Here is a 15,722-nt window from a genome sequence, read left to right as displayed (position 1 = left end):
AGGTGCGTCAGCGTCGTCGGGGCTCGAGTCGCCCCGCGCCGTGACGGCGCTCCAGAGGTACATCAGCCTCGACGCAGAGCGCCAACCAGATGTCGCGGGGAGGAATGCCGTCGTCCAGCGCGATCTCAGCGGTGCGATCACCGAGCTGAGTCAGCACCAGATCGCTGACCAGCGACGAACCTCGCGCCCCGAACTCCGCATCCACGGCGCGAAGGAACTCACTTCGACGCATCGAAAACCGGAACTGCGCCGGTCAGCGCAGCGAGAGCTCGGGTTCGACCGACGCCACGAGATCGTCGGGAACCACGTCGGGGAACACCTGGATCCCTTCGAGGACCGAGATGCGGTCGCCGACCTCGCGCATGATCGTGGAGATCGGAACGTCGAGAGCGTCAGCGACGGATGCGAGGATCTCGCTCGACGCTTCCTTCTGTCCGCGCTCGACCTCGCTCAGGTAGCCGAGGGCCACCGATGCCTTGCTCGCGACCTGACGAAGGGTACGACCCTTCTGCAGGCGGAAGTCCCTCAACACGTCACCGATTTCCTGCCGTACGAGAATCATCGGAACCTCCTCCCAGATCGCCTCTCAGGGTCTCCCCCGATCGAATCGCCAGTCTAGTCGCACTGACCTTCACAGAATCTACCTTTGCACGCTGTGCTTTGGGTGTGAGCACACAGACAAGAACCACGCCGTGGCGTCGGCTATTCCCCCGCGACCCGAGCGAGCAGAGCCAGAACCGCGTCCGACGCCTGCGCTCTGATCTCGGCTCGGTCGCCGCCGAACAGGAACGTCTCGCTCCGGGATACCGTCGGCGTCACGACCGCGATGTGCACCGTGCCGACCGGCTGCCCGTCCGGTGACTCCGGGCCCGCTATGCCGGTGGTCGCGATCCCCACATCCGGACGCCGATCGTCAACCCGTAGCGCGTCGCGCACGCCGGCCGCCATCTGCACAGCGACCTCCGCATGAACGGGCCCGTGCTCGTGCAGCAGCGTCTCGTCGACACCGAGCAGTGTGTGCTTGATCGGCGTCGCGTAGGCGACGATCGCGCCCTGCAGGACAGCCGAGGCTCCGGGAATTGTCACGAGCTCGGCGGCCACCGCACCGCCGGTGAGCGACTCCGCGACGCCCAGGGTCCAGCCGCGCGCGGCCAGAGCATCGAGCGCCTCGGCGGCGATCGTCACGGCTTCCGCGACCCTCGCACCTGAGCGACGATGTAGTCGATGCCGCTGGCCACGGTGAGAACGAGCGCTGCGATCATCAGAACCGTCGTGACGAGCACCCACGCATCGATGCCGATGAACACGTGCAGGGGAAGCACCGCCCAGGAGAGCGCCACTCCCTGCACGGCGGTCTTGATCTTGCCCATCCACGCGGCCGCGACCACATGCTCCTTCGCGACCACCAGCCGATGCACGGTGATCCCCCACTCTCGGATGAGGATGACGACGACGATCCACCACTGCAGTTCGCCGAGCACCGCGAGGCCGATGAACCCAGCCCCGGTGAGCAGCTTGTCGGCGATGGGATCCCACAGCTTGCCGAAGTCGCTGACGATCTCGTAGCGCCGAGCGAGGTATCCGTCGACCCAGTCGGTGGAGATCGCCACGATGAAGAGGATCGCAGCGACCCACCTCACCACGATGTCGCTCAGGCCGTACGTGCCTCCGAGCAGGAGCAGGACGAAGAAGACGACGGCGAGCGGGATTCGCGCCACCGTGATCGCGTTGGGCAGCTGCCGCGGAATGGCCATCAGTCGCGCCCCGTCAGACCCCAGGCGTCTTCGTCGCCTTCGGCTTCGACGACGGGAAGTCCCTCGAACTGAGACTCGACCGGGTCGTGGGAGACGCCTCCCTGACCCGCGGTCGTGGCTGTCGCCGTCGCCGGGGAGGACGACGACGCTGCCGGCACGTCTTCCCCGCGCAGCTTCGCCATCACCTGGGGAAGCTGCTCTACGGTCGCCAGCACGTCACGGGCCTTCGACCCCTCGGAGGGACCGACGATCTCGCGAGACTCGAGGAGATCCATGAGACGGCCGGCCTTAGCGAACCCGACGCGCAGCTTGCGCTGCAGCATGGACGTGGAGCCGAACTGCGACGAGATGATCAGCTCCGCAGCAGCCAGCAGCAGCTCGAGGTCGTCGCCGATGTCCTCGTCGACCTCCTTCTTCTTGGTCGGCTCCATCGCTTCTGCAACGTCGGAGCGGTAGTCCGGTCGTGCCTGACGCGTCACGTGCTTGACGACCGCGTCGATCTCCTTCTCGTCCACCCAGGCGCCCTGCAGACGGAACGGCTTCGACGAGCCCATGGGCGAGAACAGGGCGTCACCCTGACCGATGAGCTTGTCCGCGCCGGGACTGTCGAGGATCACGCGACTGTCGGTGACGCTCGTCACCGCGAAGGCCAGGCGGGAGGGAACGTTCGCCTTGATCAGGCCGGTGACGACGTCGACGCTGGGTCGCTGCGTGGCCAGCACGAGGTGGATTCCCGACGCGCGCGCGAGCTGGGTGATGCGCACGATCGAGTCCTCGACATCGCGCGGCGCGACCATCATGAGATCGGCGAGCTCGTCGACGACGACGAGCAGATACGGATACGGCTTGAGGACACGCTCGCTTCCGACCGGGACCTCGACCTCCCCCGCTCGCACCGCGCGATTGAAGTCGTCGATGTGGCGGAAGCCGAACGACGCGAGGTCGTCGTAGCGCATGTCCATCTCTTTAACGACCCACTGCAACGCCTCTGCGGCCTTCTTGGGGTTCGTGATGATCGGCGTGATCAGGTGCGGTACTCCCGCATAGCTCGTGAGCTCCACGCGCTTCGGGTCGATGAGCACCATCCGCACGTCCGACGGGCGAGCCCGCATCAGAAGGCTCGTGATCATCGAGTTCACGAAGCTCGACTTACCCGAGCCGGTCGACCCGGCGACCAGAAGGTGAGGCATCTTCGCGAGGTTCGCCGTGACGAAGTTCCCGCCGACGTCCTTGCCGACGCCGATCGTCAGCGGATGCGTGTTCTTCAGGGCGGCCTGCGACCGCAGTACGTCGCCGAGCGCCACCGTCTCGCGGTCGGTGTTCGGGATCTCGATTCCGATGGCGCTCTTGCCGGGAATCGGAGACAGGATGCGCACGTCGTTCGAGGCGACCGCGTACGCGAAGTTGTTGCTGAGCTGCAGGATCTTCTCGACCTTGACGCCGTGCCCGACCTCGACCTCGTACTGGGTCACCGTCGGCCCTCGCGAGAACCCCGTGACCTTGGCATCGACGTTGAACTGCGAGAGCACGCTGGTGATCTGCTCGACGATGCGGTCGTTCGCCTCGGACCGCGCGACGGACGGCGGTCCCTCGGCGAGCACACCGGGCGAAGGAAGGATGTAGGGCGCGACGGGCGCCTGGGGGCCGCGCTCGCCCGGTCCGTCGGTGCCGAATCCGTCGAGCCCCGGCAGCTCGGGCATCTCGCCGGTGTCGGACTCGTCATCGAGGAGAGCGGTGGTCTGCTGCTCCGCAAGCGCATCCGTCACGGACCGCACGTCGGAGAGCACCTCGGTGGCGGCGTCGGACGACACCGCAGGGTTCACGACTGTGACCGCCTGATCGTACGCCGGCGTCGCATCCGTGGTGCTGAGGAGAGCGGTGATGTCGTCGGAACCGAGAGTCCCCTCGTCGGGGTCCTCTTCGCGACCCGTCTTGTTGCGCCGCCACCAGGGCAGCACGTCCGGATCGTCGACCTTGTCGGCGTCGTCGATGGCCACCGCGTCCTTCGCGGGCTTTTCGACGCGCTCCGCGTCGAACATCCACGCGTACAGATCGCCGAGACGGTGACCGATGCGGTTGGGAGGAGTCTTGGTGAGGATCAGCACACTGAGGATCGCCAGCAGAGAGAGCACGATGTACGCCGGGATGGCCGTCAGGTAGCTGAGCGGCTGGCCGATGATCCACCCGAACAGACCGCCTGCGGCGCTGAGAGCGACCATGCCCTCCGGCGGCTGCGGCAGCCCTCCCGCGATGTGGCAGAACCCTGCGAGCGTGATCATCAGGAGGCCGAAGCCGATGCCGATCCGTCCGTTGTCATGCACGGACGAGGGGTGCCGGAAGAGCCAGCCGGCGAGGAGAAGGAGCAGCACGGGGAAGATGAAGGCCATCCGGCCGATGAGAAGCCCGACCGAGTAGGCGCTGATGGTGGTCGCGACCTCGTTGCCGATGAAGAACCATTCGTTGACGGCACCGGCGATCGCGAGGATGACGAGGAGCAGCGGGAAGCCGTCACGACGGTCGTCCTTCTCGAGCGTCTCCGGACCGAACGCGCGGAAGATCCCGCCGACCGCGTGCGCGATGCCGCCCCAGGCCCGGACGATCACCGGCGGCTTGTCGAGCTCGTCGATGTACTTCTTCGGCGCGGCCTGGGACTTCGGCGCCGCCTGCCGCTTGGGCCGAGGCGCGGCGCTGTCGGATGCGCGCGCTGATTTCGTGGTGCTCCTGGCCATGCTCTCACGTTACGGCCAGCAGCCGACAAAGCCCCTCAATGACGCGGCATTCCGCGGTCTTCGGCCCATCGACACGCCGACGTCATGACACGCGGTGCACCATCGTGTCGCGCAGCAGGCCGCTGCTCGTCACCAGGAAGCCCTCCGAGCGATACAGACCTCGAGCGAAGTTGTCGCGCTCCACGCTCAGGCTGATCCGGGCATGCCCCTGTTCCCCCGCGTGCGCCACGAGACGGCGCAGCAGCGTGCGCCCGACGCCGTGCGCACGCCAGATCGGCTGCACGCCGATGATCAGCTCGGGCACCGCGGTGCCGACGAACCCGAATCCGGGGTCGTCCTGCGACAGCATCCGGTACCACGCCGCGCCGATCGACTGCCCCTCGGAATCGACCGCGATGAATCCGGCGTCTGCCGGACGCATCCACCCCGAGAGGTACCTGCGATGTTCGACGGACGTGAGGATCTCGTGTCGCGGTCGTGCTCCGCCCGAGCGCCAGTTCGCCGCCTCGACGACCATGTCGCCGAGGAAGCTTCCGTCCGCCTGCACGGCCGGTCTGAGCGAGAACGCATCCGCCATGCCCTGAGGCTACGTCCGGTGCGTTTCCGATGCGTGTCGGTCGGCTGTGAACCCCGGCTCGCCCGGCGGTCAGGCCTCGATGACGAGGGGGACGATCATCGGTCGCCGGCGGAGCTTCTGGTTGACCCACCGGCCGATCGTGCGACGCACCACCTGCGAGAGAGCATGCGTGTCGCGCACGCCGTTGCCAGACGCCTCTTTGAGCGCGGCGATGATCTTCGGCGTCACGTCGTCGAAGACGGAGTCGTCCTCGGCGATACCGCGCGCATGGATCTCGGGACCCGAGATGATCCGGCCCGTCTGCGCATCGACGACGACGATCACCGACACGAAGCCCTCTTCGGCGAGGATCCGGCGGTCCTTGAGATCGGCGTCGGTGATCGCGCCGACCGTCGAACCGTCGACGTAGACGAATCCGAGGTCGAGCTGGCCCGCGACCCGAGCATCTCCGTCCTTGAGGTCGATCACGGTGCCGTTCGAGGCGATGATCGTGCGCTCCGCCTCGACACCGGTGTCCTGCGCGAGCTTCGCGTTCGCGATCAGGTGTCGGTACTCGCCGTGCACCGGAAGCACGTTCTTCGGCTTGAGGATGTTGTAGCAGTAGATCAGCTCGCCGGCAGCGGCGTGACCGGAGACGTGCACCTTGGCGTTCGCCTTGTGCACGACGTTGGCGCCGAGTTTCGTGAGGCCGTCGATCACCCGGTACACCGCGTTCTCGTTGCCGGGAATCAGGCTCGAGGCGAGGATGACGGTGTCACCCGGGCCCGGCTCGATCGCGTGATCGAGGTTGGCCATGCGGCTGAGCACGGCCATCGGCTCGCCCTGTGATCCCGTCGACATGTAGACGATCTTGTCGTCGGGGAGATCCCGCGCCTTCTTGTAGTCGATGAGGAGTCCGGCGGGGACCTTCAGGTACCCGAGGTCCTCGGCGATCGTCATGTTGCGCAGCATGCTGCGCCCCAGCAGCGCGACACGACGTCCGTGCGCGTGAGCTGCGTCGAGCACCTGCTGCACGCGGTGTACGTGGCTGGAGAAGCTGGCGACGATCACGCGGCGCGGCGCCTTGCCGATGACCTGGTCGAGCACCGGGCCGATCGAACGCTCCGTCGGCGTGAAACCGGGAACATCGGCGTTCGTCGAGTCGACGAGGAACAGATCGACGCCCTCTTCCCCGAGACGGGCGAACGCACGGAGATCCGTGATGCGTCCATCGAGCGGAAGCTGGTCCATCTTGAAGTCGCCGGTGGCCAGCACGAGGCCGGCGGGCGTGCGGATCGCGACGGCGAGAGCATCCGGGATCGAGTGGTTGACCGCGACGAACTCCAGATCGAAGGGTCCGACCTGTTCACGCTGGCCCTCCTTCACGGTCAACGTGAAGGGCTTGATGCGGTGCTCCTTGAGCTTCGCTTCGACGAGGGCCAGGGTCAGGCCCGAACCGATCACCGGGATGTCGCTCTTCAGCCGAAGCAGGTACGGCACCGCGCCGATGTGGTCCTCGTGCCCGTGGGTCAGAACCACGCCGACGATGTCGTCGAGGCGCCCCTTGATGGGCTCGAAGTCCGGCAGGATCAGGTCGACGCCCGGCTGGTGCTCCTCGGGGAAGAGCACCCCGCAGTCGACGATCAGGATCTTGCCGTCGAACTCGAAGATGGTCATGTTGCGACCGATCTCGCCGAGTCCGCCGAGCGGGATGACCCGAAGCGTCCCTTCGTCGAGTGCTGCGGGTTCTGCGAGCGGAATGGACATGGTGTCTCCTCAGTCGGACACTCGACGCGTCCGTTCGTTCGTGGTGACGCGGCGCACCGCGTCAGGTGTCAGCGGGTCGTGCCATGCACCTTCGGCAGGGCGCCGCCCGCGGCCGCGTTGCGGTCGGGGCGGAAGTTCGAGAAGTCGGCGCCGGGAACGTCCTTGACGAGATCCAGCTCGTCTTCGATGAGTGCTGCTTCCCACTCTTCGGGACCGACGAGCGGCAGACGGACGCGCGGGCTCGAGATGCGGCCGAGCCCGTGCAGGATGTACTTCGCCGCGACCGTTCCGGGCACGTGCGTCATGACCGCCCGCACGAGCGGTTCCAGGCGCTGGTGCTCAGCGGTCGCGGTGGCGAGATCGCCGCGGTTCACGGCGTCGACGATGGTCCGGTAGGGGGTGGCGGTGATGTTCGCCGTGACTCCGATCAGACCGGTCGCCCCGATGGCCAGGTGCGGCAGCACGTTCGCGTCGTCACCCGAGAAGTACATGAGGTCGGTCTGGTTGAGAACCCTGCTCACCTCGGAGAAGTCACCCTTGGCGTCCTTCACCGCGAGGATGTTCGGGTGCTTCGCCAACCGCAGGATGGTCTCGTACTTGATCGGCACACCGGTGCGGCCGGGGATGTCGTAGAGGATCACCGGCAGGTCCGTGGCATCGGCCACGAGGCGGAAGTGCGTCAGGATGCCGGCCTGAGTCGGCTTGTTGTAGTACGGCGTGACGATCATGATCCCGTCGGCGCCGGCCTTCTCACTGGCCTTGTACAGCTCGATCGCGTGGGCGGTCTCGTTGGACCCTCCGCCGGTGATGATCTTCGCCCGGCCTGCCGAGACCGACTTGCCGATCTCGACGAGCTTGAGCTTCTCGGGGTCCGTCAGGGTAGAGGTCTCGCCTGTCGTTCCCGTCACGACGATTCCGTCCGCACCGGCGGTGATGACGTCATCGATGTGCTTCTCGACGGCGGGCCAATCGACTTCACCGTCGGCCGTCATCGGAGTGACGAGCGCGACGAGAACCTGTCCGAAAGGGTTGCCCGAGTGCGTCATGCCCCCCAGCGTATCGGGTCGAGTGCTGGTCACGCTGACGGGAGAGGACGGATGACGTCACCGCGAGCGATGTCGACCTTCCCCGTCAGGACGAGACCCGCCATCTGCCCCGATGTCGCCTCGTGCGCGGTTCTGCGGAACATCTCGATCCCCGCGACGGCGGTCGTCGCGCGCGGTGAACCCGCGCGCAGCACCTCGACGTGGTCGCCGACGCGGACGACTCCCGTACGCACCGTCCCCGTGGCGACGATGCCGCGGCCCGTGATCGTGAAGACGTCCTCGACGACGAACTGTCCGTTCCCCGTGGCTGTGTCGAGCGTCGCAGACGGCTCTGGCGGGGTCGCGGATGCCCCGTTCATCATGGCGGCGAGCCGCAGCGCCTCCGCCTCGTTGTATCGGCGCAGCGTCTCGGTCGCGTCTTCCGCGCCCCGCGCCCTACGCCCGAAGAGCCATCCCATGCCCCCCGATGATACGGAGGCGCACTCGGTGGCGCATAGGCTCGGACGCATGGCATGGGTGACACACGAGACCACGACCGTCTACGCGAACGCCTGGATCTCCGTCCGGGAGGATCGTGTCACCGGCCCCGCCGGCGAGGGGATCTACGGCGTGGTGACCATGCGTCAGCCGGCCGTGTTCGTCATCGCGCTCGATGAGCAGGACCGCATGTGCCTCGTGACCCTCGAGCGCTACACGACGGGTCGATCGATCGAGGTGCCCGCCGGCGGCAGCGATGGCGAGGACCCTCTTCTCGCCGCGCGCAGGGAGCTCCTCGAGGAGACCGGGTACGAGGCGGCGGAGTGGACACCGCTCGGCACGATGAACGCGCTCAACGGAATCGCCGACGCCCCGGAGCACGTCTTCCTGGCACGAGGACTGACGCTCGCCACGGGCGCGGCATCCACGTCCCAGGAGGAGGAGGGCATCGATGCGGTCAGCTGGGTGCCGTTCGGCGAGGTGCTGGACATGATCGCGGACGGGCGGATCAGCGACGGTGAGACCGTGGCCGCCGTCGCGTATGCGGGCATCCGCCTCGGACGCTTCCGCTGAGCGGCGACGCACCGGGTCTCAGACGCGTCCGCGACGAGCGACGCCGGAGGTCACCGCGTCGGGCAGCAGGGCCGCCAGCGTCACGATGGCCCGGTACCTGAACGACGGGATCGACACCGACTTGCCGCGAGCGGCGTCGCGGAGTCCCTCACGAACCACGTCGCGCGCATCGAGCCACAGGAAGCCGGGAACGCCCTCCTGTCCGGGAGGCAGCCCCATGCGCTCGTGGAAGGACGTGTGGGTGAAGCCGGGACACACCGCCGTCACACTCACGCGATCGCGGGCGTATTCGAGGTTCGCCCAACGACTGAATCCGATGAGCCAGCTCTTGCACGCGGAGTAGGTGGAGCGGGAGATGAATCCGGCGACCGATGCGACGTTGATGATGCGCCCGCCCCGACCGCGCATGGTCTGGAGCGCGGCGTGCATGAGACGCATCGACGCTTCGACGTGCACGCGGAGGTGACGCACCTCGTCGGCGACGTCGTTGTCGGCGAACTGCAGCGGGAGTCCGAATCCTGCGTTGTTCACCAGCAGGTCGACAGGGTCTGAGGTGTCGCGCAGACGGGCGGCGACGAGCTCCACGTCGCTCTCGACGGCAAGGTCGGCGACCAGCACCTCGACCGCGACCCCGTAGTCGCTCCGGATCTCGGATGCGACGTCGTCCAGCGCATCGGCGGAGCGTGCGACGAGGATCAGATCGGCGCGGCGCCTCGCGAGCTGGCGCGCGAACTCCGCGCCGAGGCCGGCGCTCGCTCCCGTGATGAGTGCGGTGGGCATCAGCGCTCGTATCCGATGAAGCGGTAGCGGATGCCGGTGCGGGAGGTCTGCCACTCCCCCTCGTCGACGGCTCGCCATCCGGCCCTCGCCGGCGCGTGCGCGTCTCCGTCGACGGCGAGGTCGAGTTCGGTGACCTCGAGGCGGTCGGCGTCGGCGATCACGAGTCGGAAGATCTCGGCACCGCCGATGATCCAGACCTTCTCCTGACCGCGCACGGCCTCGACGACCGACGCGGCCCGACGGGCACCGTCGGCAGACCAGTCCTGCTGACGGGTGATGACGATGTTGTCCCGCCCGGGAAGAGGGCGGAATCGCTCGGGCAGTGAGTCCCAGGTCTTGCGGCCCATGATCACCGGGGACCCCGAGGTGATCTCCTTGAAGTGCGCCAGATCCTCGGGGACGTACCAGGGCATGCCGCCCTCGGCGCCGATGACCCCGTCGTGTGCCTCAGCCCAGATCAGGCCCACCCAGGTCACACCGCCACCGCCGCCCGGATCGGTGCATGGTGCTGGTAGCCCTCGACGACGAGGTCGTCGTAGGTGTAGTCGAACACCGAATCCGGCGTGCGCTCGAAGCGGAGTGTGGGATACGGGTAGGGCTCGCGGGTGAGCTGCTCACGCACCTGTTCGAGATGGTTGTCGTAGATGTGGCAGTCGCCACCCGTCCACACGAAGTCACCGGGCTCGAGCCCTACCTGCTGCGCGATCATCATCGTCAGCAGGGCATAAGACGCGATGTTGAACGGGACTCCGAGGAACAGGTCGGCGCTGCGCTGGTAGAGCTGGCACGAGAGTCTGCCGTCGGCGACGTAGAACTGGAACAGGGCGTGGCACGGAGCGAGCGCCATGTCGGGGATGTCCGCGGGGTTCCACGCCGACACGATCAGTCGGCGGGAGTCCGGAGTCTGACGGATCTGCTCGATGACCTCAGACAGCTGATCGATGCTGCGGCCGTCGGGCGCGGGCCACGATCGCCACTGGACCCCGTAGACGGGGCCGAGGTCGCCGCTCGCGTCTGCCCATTCGTCCCAGATGCTGACGCCGTTCTCCTGGAGCCACCGGACATTGGAATCTCCGCGGAGGAACCAGAGCAGCTCGTACGCGATCGACTTGAAGTGCACCTTCTTCGTGGTGACGAGAGGGAACCCCTTCGAGAGGTCGAAGCGGATCTGTCGCCCGAAGACGCTGGTCGTGCCCGTCCCGGTGCGATCCGACTTGTGGGTGCCGGACTCCAGCACGTCACGGAGCAGGTCTTCATACGGCGTCGGGACGGCTGCGCTCATGTCTGCCAGACTACCCGCCCTCGGCAGCCGGCCGCCTGATCGTCACGATGCGACACATCGGCCCCGGCACCGTCTGACCGCCCGTATTCTCTTCCCATGACGCCCGGAATCGCCCTTGCCGTGATCGGCGCTCTCGTGGTGATCGCCGTCATCGTCGGCGTCGTGCAGCGTGTTCTCGACGGACGGCGACGCACCGGGGGCCACCTCCGGTTCGATCCGGCCGACGCGGACACCGACCGGCTCGGTTCCCACGCCACCCTCGTGCAGTTCAGCACCGAGATGTGCACGCGCTGCCCCCAGGTGCGGAGGATGCTCTCGAGCTTCGTGGCAGACACCGACGACGACGCCGTGCAGCACCTCGAAGTCGATCTGACGCACCGGCCCGACCTCTCTGCGCGATACAAGGTCATGCAGACCCCCACGACGTTCGTCGTGGACGCGTCCGGCGCCGTCCGTGCGCGCTTCCACGGAGTACCGCACCGCCACGCACTCACCGACGCACTCGCCGCCGTCTGAGGCGTCAACGACTGGAGCCGAGATGACCACTCCCGCTGGTATCGACCCCCGGGGCCCGCGCTTCGCCGCGACGATCACGACCGTGCTGCTCCTCGCAGCGACCTTCCTGGGGCTGGTCGGCATCTCGACGGCGAGGTCCTTCGGCTGGTTCGCCTATCAGCCCCTCGCGGCCTCGGACTTCGGCTCCGACACCTGGGCGATCGTCTCGGCCACAGTTGCACAGCGCGCACTGGACCCCGGATTCCTCCTGACCGTCGTGATCGCACTGCTGTTCCTGTGGAGCGTCGTCTCCCCGCCGACCGCGCCGTGGGGCGTGCTCTTCCGCCGATTCGTCCGCCCGCGCCTCGCCCCTCCGGCCGAGCTCGAGGACCCGCGACCGCCGCGATTCGCCCAGGGTGTCGGTCTCGTCGTCGTGACCGTCGGAATCGTCCTCCATCTGGTCGGCGTGCCGTGGGCCCTCCCGATCTCGACGGCTGCCGCGTTCATCGCGGCCTTCCTCAACGCCGCTTTCTCGTTCTGCCTCGGCTGCCAGATCTACCTGCTGCTGCAGCGCGCCGGCGTCGTCGGACGGGCCGCCTCGCCCGCGTGAGCGCAGTTCCGCCGCACGCGCCCGGTCGATAGGCTGGCCCCACATGCGGCCGCACATCCCGCGGCCCGCGAGAACCGGAGGAATCATGCCCGTCACCAGCGAAGCAACCACGACCTGGACCGGATCCCTCACGGAGGGCTCGGGCACCGTCGCATTCTCCTCGTCGAAGCTCGGCACCTTCCCGATCAACTGGAAGGCGCGCAGCGAGGGCAGCGACACGACCACCACGCCCGAGGAGCTCATCGCCGCCGCTCACGCCTCGTGCTTCAGCATGGCTTTCTCCCACGCGCTGGCCGAGAACGGCACGCCCCCGGAGCGCATCAACACGAGCGCGTCGGTCACCTTCAAGCCCGGCGTCGGCATCACCGGGAGCCACCTCAACGTGAATGCCGTCGTCCCCGGCATCACCGCAGAGGTGTTCCAGGAGCTCGCGGCGGACGCCAAGGCGGGGTGCCCGGTGTCGCAGGCACTGGCGGGCATCGAGATCACGCTCGAAGCGACGCTCGCCTGACCCCGGTCAGCGTCGGGAGAGGCGGATCGCCTCACGGATGCTGGCGCGGGCATCCTTGCGACGCCCCGCCGCATCCTGGACCACACCCAGCCGATAGCGCGCTCGCCAGTCATCGGGCGAGGCAGCGGAGTCTTCCGCATACCGCGCGATCAGCGGATCCGCGTCCGAGCGCGCGATCCGGCCGCTCGGGGTGAGCTCGGTCTCGGCTTCGGGCATGCCCCCCTCGGCGTCGAGCTCACGACCGAGCCGATCGGCGGCGAAGCCGAACTGCATCTCGCGGAGGAGCGCCCACCCCCCGATCGGGGCGAGCACGATCAGCGCGATCCCCATCCCGATAGAGATCGGCGTGCCGACGGCGAAGAACATCACCGCGAGCCAGACGCATACGGCGAGGTAGACGAGCAGTGCGCCCGCCATGAGGCCGACGCCGATCCTCGACATCACGAGCGGATGCCGATGTCGATCATGTTCTCCAGCCCGACGACCACACCGGTCGCTGTCGCGGCGAAGGGAACGGCGATCCGGATTCCCGGCGCATAGGCCAGAGCGGGCTCCACCGTGTCGTGCGTGAAGGTCAGCGACTCCCCCGGCCCCGAGAGGATGACCTCCTGCTTGGCGATGACGCCGGGGCGGCGGAGTGAGTGGATCGGCACACTCCCCACCTGCTGTCCGCGGGCACGCTGATCGGCGTGCGGTGCGCTGACGGGCCCCTGGTCAGCCCGCGCGGCCGCGATCAGCTCGGCGGTGCGCACGGCGGTGCCGCTGGGTGAGTCGACCTTCTTCTCGTGGTGGGCCTCGACGATCTCGGCCGAGCCGAAGAACGGGGCCGCGGCAGCAGACAGGGCGGAGCCCAGCACCGAACCGAGCGAGAAGTTCGGGATGAACACGATTCCCGTGCCCGATTCCTCGACCAGAGGCCGCACCAGAGCGATGCGCTCCGCGGACCATCCGGAGGTCGCGACGAGGACGTTGATGCCGCGCTCGACCGCCGCGCGGACGACGTCGACGCTCACCTGCGGCGTGGTCGCATCGATCACGAGATCCGCACCGTCGAGCTCGGCGAGGTCGCTGCGAGACGTGAGCACACGGCTCACCTCGAAGCCGTCGAGGTCATCGACCACTGTGCGGATGATCGAGCCGAGCTTCCCGGTGCCGCCGACGAGTGCTACCTGAGTGGTCATGCGTTCAGTCTATTTCTCGACGACACCCAGCTCTCGCTCCCGCGCGGCGCGGCGGCACGAGCCGGCGCGAGCCGGCGAAGCGGCTCAGACCGGCATGTGGTCGGGAATCCCCGTGCGCAACTCGACAGGCAGATGACCGGTGTCGTTGTGCGTGAGCAGCGTCCACGGGCGGCCCTGCTTCTGGGCGATCACGGTCAGACCGCAGTGCGCCTGGTTCAGAGTCATCCATCGCCACTCCGGTGCCCCGAGCACCTCCCGCACGAACCAGGAGATCACGAAGTTGTGGGTGATGAGGACTTCATGGACATCACCGGGCTTGCGGACGAGGAACTCGTTCACCGCGTCGAACATCTGGGCGCGTCCGGCCTCGATCTCCGCGTCCGTGACCGAGCCGAAGAAGGGCTCGTATGCCGCCGGGGTCTCTTCTGTCATCCCGGTCGGCACGCAGTCGAACAGCAGAGCCGTCGGCTCTGGATCGACCGAGGGCAGCCGTTCGGCGATGGCGCGCGCCGTCTCGTTCGCGCGCAGGAGCGGCGAATGCCACACAGCATCGAGAGGAAGACCCGAGAGGCGGTCGGCGATCAGTTCCGCCTGGCGCTGACCTCGCGGCGAGAGCGGACCGTCGGTGAGGCCGTGCTCGGCATCCTGATGCTCCCCATGCCTGACCAGATATATGTAATGCGTCACTTGCTCGCTCGCTTCATCGACAGCGTCCTCCGGAATCCACTCCACCCTATGCCAGGTATGTGACGGGGATGTGTCGACGCTCAGTTGCCCGCTCGTGTCAGGTCGGCGATCTGTGCGCGCGACAATGCGACCCCTGCGCCCTGCATGAGCTCGTCGACGTGCTCGGCGGCGAAGGTGTTGACGATGGGAGCGACGACGGTCCGCTGGGCGAGCAGCCACGCGATCGACACGGCCGCGACCGGGAGGTCGAGTTCGGCGGCGACCTGGTCGAGTGCCTTGAGGACCTTCGTGCCGCGCCGGTTCAGGTTGCCCCGGAGCTGTTCGCCCCGCACTCCGCGCGAGGCCACGGACTTGCTCCGGTGACGACCGGACAGGAACCCGTGCTCGAGGGCGTGCGACGGTGTGACCGCGAGGTTCTGGGCGCCGGCGACGAGTCGCAGGTCGCCTTCGAAGGCCTGCCGGCGGATGAGGTTGTACGGCGAGTCGATCACCTGGACGCGCGGATACCCGGCGGAAGCGAGGATCCGCGCCTCGACGAGGCGCTCGGGGGCGAAACCGTAGGCGCCGAGAGCACCGACCTTGCCCGCCTCGACGAGCCACTCGACGGTGGCGAGCGTGTCTTCGAGGTTGGTCGTCGCGTCGAGAGTCGCATCGAGGTAGAGGACGTCGACGCGCTCCACACCGAGCCTCGTGAGGGATCCTTCGACGGCTCGGACGAGGTTGGTGGAACCGAGACCCGGGTTGTCGGCGTGGGCGCCGATCCGGACGCTCAGCAGCGCGTTGTCGCGGCGGCCGCGAGAGCGCAGCCACTGCCCGATGATGTGCTCGCTCCGTCCGCCGGAGAAGCCGTCGGCCGTGTGGATCGCATTGCCGCCGAATTCGATGTAGCGATCGAGGATGCCGTGACTGGTCTCGAGATCGACGTTCCAGCCGAACTCGGCGGCCCCGAGCATCAGCGGGAACGTGTCGAAGCCGGTCTCGCCGAGAGGGACGCGGATGCCCTCGCCGACGCCGGGACCGACGATCGGGATGGGAGCGGAAGGGTGCTCTGCGGGCTGCGCCTGCGCGCGCTCGGGTGGCGTCCCTGCGCCTACGCTGAACAACCGCATTTCCTCACCCCCGCGTCGATCGGTGCGAGCCGATCTGCGTCACTGCTCTGGATGCACCCCCCGGTGCGTACTTCGAGGGTATTCGAGAACCGCGAACGCTCCGACCAATCCGTGGAACGGCGGGAAAACTTCCAATAACGGTTTGGTCACATCGGATACGACGAG

General features: G+C 67.7%; 20 protein-coding genes. 4 read left to right on the top strand and 16 right to left on the bottom strand.

Annotated features, from left to right (window positions below; translation table 11 throughout):
* Positions 1-7 precede the first annotated feature (7 nt).
* The 9 genes from HWD99_RS04290 to HWD99_RS04250 form a co-directional block, all read right to left on the bottom strand.
* The gene (locus HWD99_RS04290) at positions 8-232 is read right to left on the bottom strand and encodes a DUF3046 domain-containing protein (RefSeq protein WP_241795009.1); all 225 of its coding nucleotides are present in this window, start codon (positions 230-232) and stop codon (positions 8-10) included.
* Positions 233-253: 21 nt separating this feature from the next.
* Positions 254-562: a helix-turn-helix domain-containing protein gene (locus HWD99_RS04285; RefSeq protein WP_045280478.1), complete on the bottom strand. Its 309-nt coding sequence runs from the start codon at positions 560-562 to the stop codon at positions 254-256.
* A gap of 140 nt (positions 563-702) precedes the next feature.
* Complete coding sequence (locus HWD99_RS04280; protein WP_241795008.1) at positions 703-1,185, bottom strand: CinA family protein; 483 nt, start codon at positions 1,183-1,185, stop codon at positions 703-705.
* Positions 1,182-1,754: a CDP-diacylglycerol--glycerol-3-phosphate 3-phosphatidyltransferase gene (gene pgsA, locus HWD99_RS04275; RefSeq protein ID WP_241795007.1), complete on the bottom strand. Its 573-nt coding sequence runs from the start codon at positions 1,752-1,754 to the stop codon at positions 1,182-1,184. The genes HWD99_RS04280 and pgsA overlap by 4 nt, the downstream gene beginning before the upstream one ends.
* Positions 1,754-4,483, bottom strand: a complete 2,730-nt coding sequence (locus tag HWD99_RS04270; protein WP_241795006.1) for a DNA translocase FtsK — start codon at positions 4,481-4,483, stop codon at positions 1,754-1,756. Before HWD99_RS04270 ends, pgsA begins: the two co-directional genes overlap by 1 nt.
* A gap of 82 nt (positions 4,484-4,565) precedes the next feature.
* The gene (locus tag HWD99_RS04265) at positions 4,566-5,060 is read right to left on the bottom strand and encodes a GNAT family N-acetyltransferase (protein WP_241795005.1); all 495 of its coding nucleotides are present in this window, start codon (positions 5,058-5,060) and stop codon (positions 4,566-4,568) included.
* A gap of 69 nt (positions 5,061-5,129) precedes the next feature.
* Positions 5,130-6,806, bottom strand: coding sequence for a ribonuclease J (locus HWD99_RS04260; protein ID WP_241795004.1), 1,677 nt, complete (start codon positions 6,804-6,806; stop codon positions 5,130-5,132).
* Between the two features lie 68 nt (positions 6,807-6,874).
* Positions 6,875-7,852 carry a 4-hydroxy-tetrahydrodipicolinate synthase gene (gene dapA / locus HWD99_RS04255; RefSeq protein ID WP_241795003.1) on the bottom strand — a complete coding sequence of 326 codons (978 nt, stop codon included), beginning with the start codon at positions 7,850-7,852 and terminating at the stop codon, positions 6,875-6,877.
* A gap of 29 nt (positions 7,853-7,881) precedes the next feature.
* A complete protein-coding gene (locus tag HWD99_RS04250) occupies positions 7,882-8,310 on the bottom strand; it encodes an EF-Tu/IF-2/RF-3 family GTPase (RefSeq protein WP_241795002.1) in 429 nt (142 codons plus the stop codon).
* 49 nt (positions 8,311-8,359) lie between these two features.
* Between HWD99_RS04250 and HWD99_RS04245 the strand changes: the two genes are divergently transcribed.
* Positions 8,360-8,902 (top strand): NUDIX hydrolase, encoded by a 543-nt coding sequence (locus HWD99_RS04245; protein ID WP_241795001.1) that lies wholly within the window; start codon positions 8,360-8,362, stop codon positions 8,900-8,902.
* Between the two features lie 18 nt (positions 8,903-8,920).
* Here the strand turns inward: HWD99_RS04245 and HWD99_RS04240 are convergent, their stop codons facing one another.
* The 3 genes from HWD99_RS04240 to HWD99_RS04230 are packed head-to-tail and all read right to left on the bottom strand — an operon-like array spanning position 8,921 to position 10,964.
* Positions 8,921-9,682 (bottom strand): SDR family oxidoreductase, encoded by a 762-nt coding sequence (locus tag HWD99_RS04240; RefSeq protein ID WP_241795000.1) that lies wholly within the window; start codon positions 9,680-9,682, stop codon positions 8,921-8,923.
* A complete protein-coding gene (locus HWD99_RS04235) occupies positions 9,682-10,158 on the bottom strand; it encodes a dihydrofolate reductase (protein ID WP_308220680.1) in 477 nt (158 codons plus the stop codon). Before HWD99_RS04235 ends, HWD99_RS04240 begins: the two co-directional genes overlap by 1 nt.
* A complete protein-coding gene (locus HWD99_RS04230) occupies positions 10,155-10,964 on the bottom strand; it encodes a thymidylate synthase (protein ID WP_241794999.1) in 810 nt (269 codons plus the stop codon). Before HWD99_RS04230 ends, HWD99_RS04235 begins: the two co-directional genes overlap by 4 nt.
* Positions 10,965-11,060: 96 nt before the next feature.
* Here HWD99_RS04230 and HWD99_RS04225 point away from each other — a divergent pair, with 96 nt between their 5' ends.
* From HWD99_RS04225 to HWD99_RS04215, 3 genes are all read left to right on the top strand, one after another.
* Entirely contained in the window at positions 11,061-11,480 is a 420-nt protein-coding gene (locus tag HWD99_RS04225; RefSeq protein WP_241794998.1) for a thioredoxin family protein, read from the top strand.
* Between the two features lie 22 nt (positions 11,481-11,502).
* On the top strand, positions 11,503-12,069 hold the full coding sequence (locus tag HWD99_RS04220) for a DUF4395 domain-containing protein (protein WP_241794997.1): 567 nt from the start codon (positions 11,503-11,505) through the stop codon (positions 12,067-12,069).
* Between the two features lie 85 nt (positions 12,070-12,154).
* On the top strand, positions 12,155-12,580 hold the full coding sequence (locus HWD99_RS04215; protein WP_241794996.1) for an OsmC family peroxiredoxin: 426 nt from the start codon (positions 12,155-12,157) through the stop codon (positions 12,578-12,580).
* Between the two features lie 6 nt (positions 12,581-12,586).
* Here the strand turns inward: HWD99_RS04215 and HWD99_RS04210 are convergent, their stop codons facing one another.
* From HWD99_RS04210 to HWD99_RS04195, 4 genes are all read right to left on the bottom strand, one after another.
* Complete coding sequence (locus tag HWD99_RS04210) at positions 12,587-13,021, bottom strand: hypothetical protein (protein WP_241794995.1); 435 nt, start codon at positions 13,019-13,021, stop codon at positions 12,587-12,589.
* Positions 13,021-13,761 carry a 4-hydroxy-tetrahydrodipicolinate reductase gene (gene dapB, locus HWD99_RS04205; RefSeq protein WP_241794994.1) on the bottom strand — a complete coding sequence of 247 codons (741 nt, stop codon included), beginning with the start codon at positions 13,759-13,761 and terminating at the stop codon, positions 13,021-13,023. Before dapB ends, HWD99_RS04210 begins: the two co-directional genes overlap by 1 nt.
* An 84-nt stretch (positions 13,762-13,845) precedes the next feature.
* Positions 13,846-14,448 carry a histidine phosphatase family protein gene (locus HWD99_RS04200; protein WP_241794993.1) on the bottom strand — a complete coding sequence of 201 codons (603 nt, stop codon included), beginning with the start codon at positions 14,446-14,448 and terminating at the stop codon, positions 13,846-13,848.
* Between the two features lie 80 nt (positions 14,449-14,528).
* On the bottom strand, positions 14,529-15,557 hold the full coding sequence (locus tag HWD99_RS04195) for an aldo/keto reductase (RefSeq protein WP_241794992.1): 1,029 nt from the start codon (positions 15,555-15,557) through the stop codon (positions 14,529-14,531).
* Positions 15,558-15,722: the final 165 nt, after the last annotated feature.

It is taken from the genome of Microbacterium sp. C5A9, from assembly GCF_022627955.1.
Taxonomy (GTDB): Bacteria; Actinomycetota; Actinomycetes; order Actinomycetales; family Microbacteriaceae; genus Microbacterium.
The sequence above is the reverse complement of the archived record's forward strand: the minus strand, read 5'-3'. Positions and strand labels throughout refer to the sequence as shown.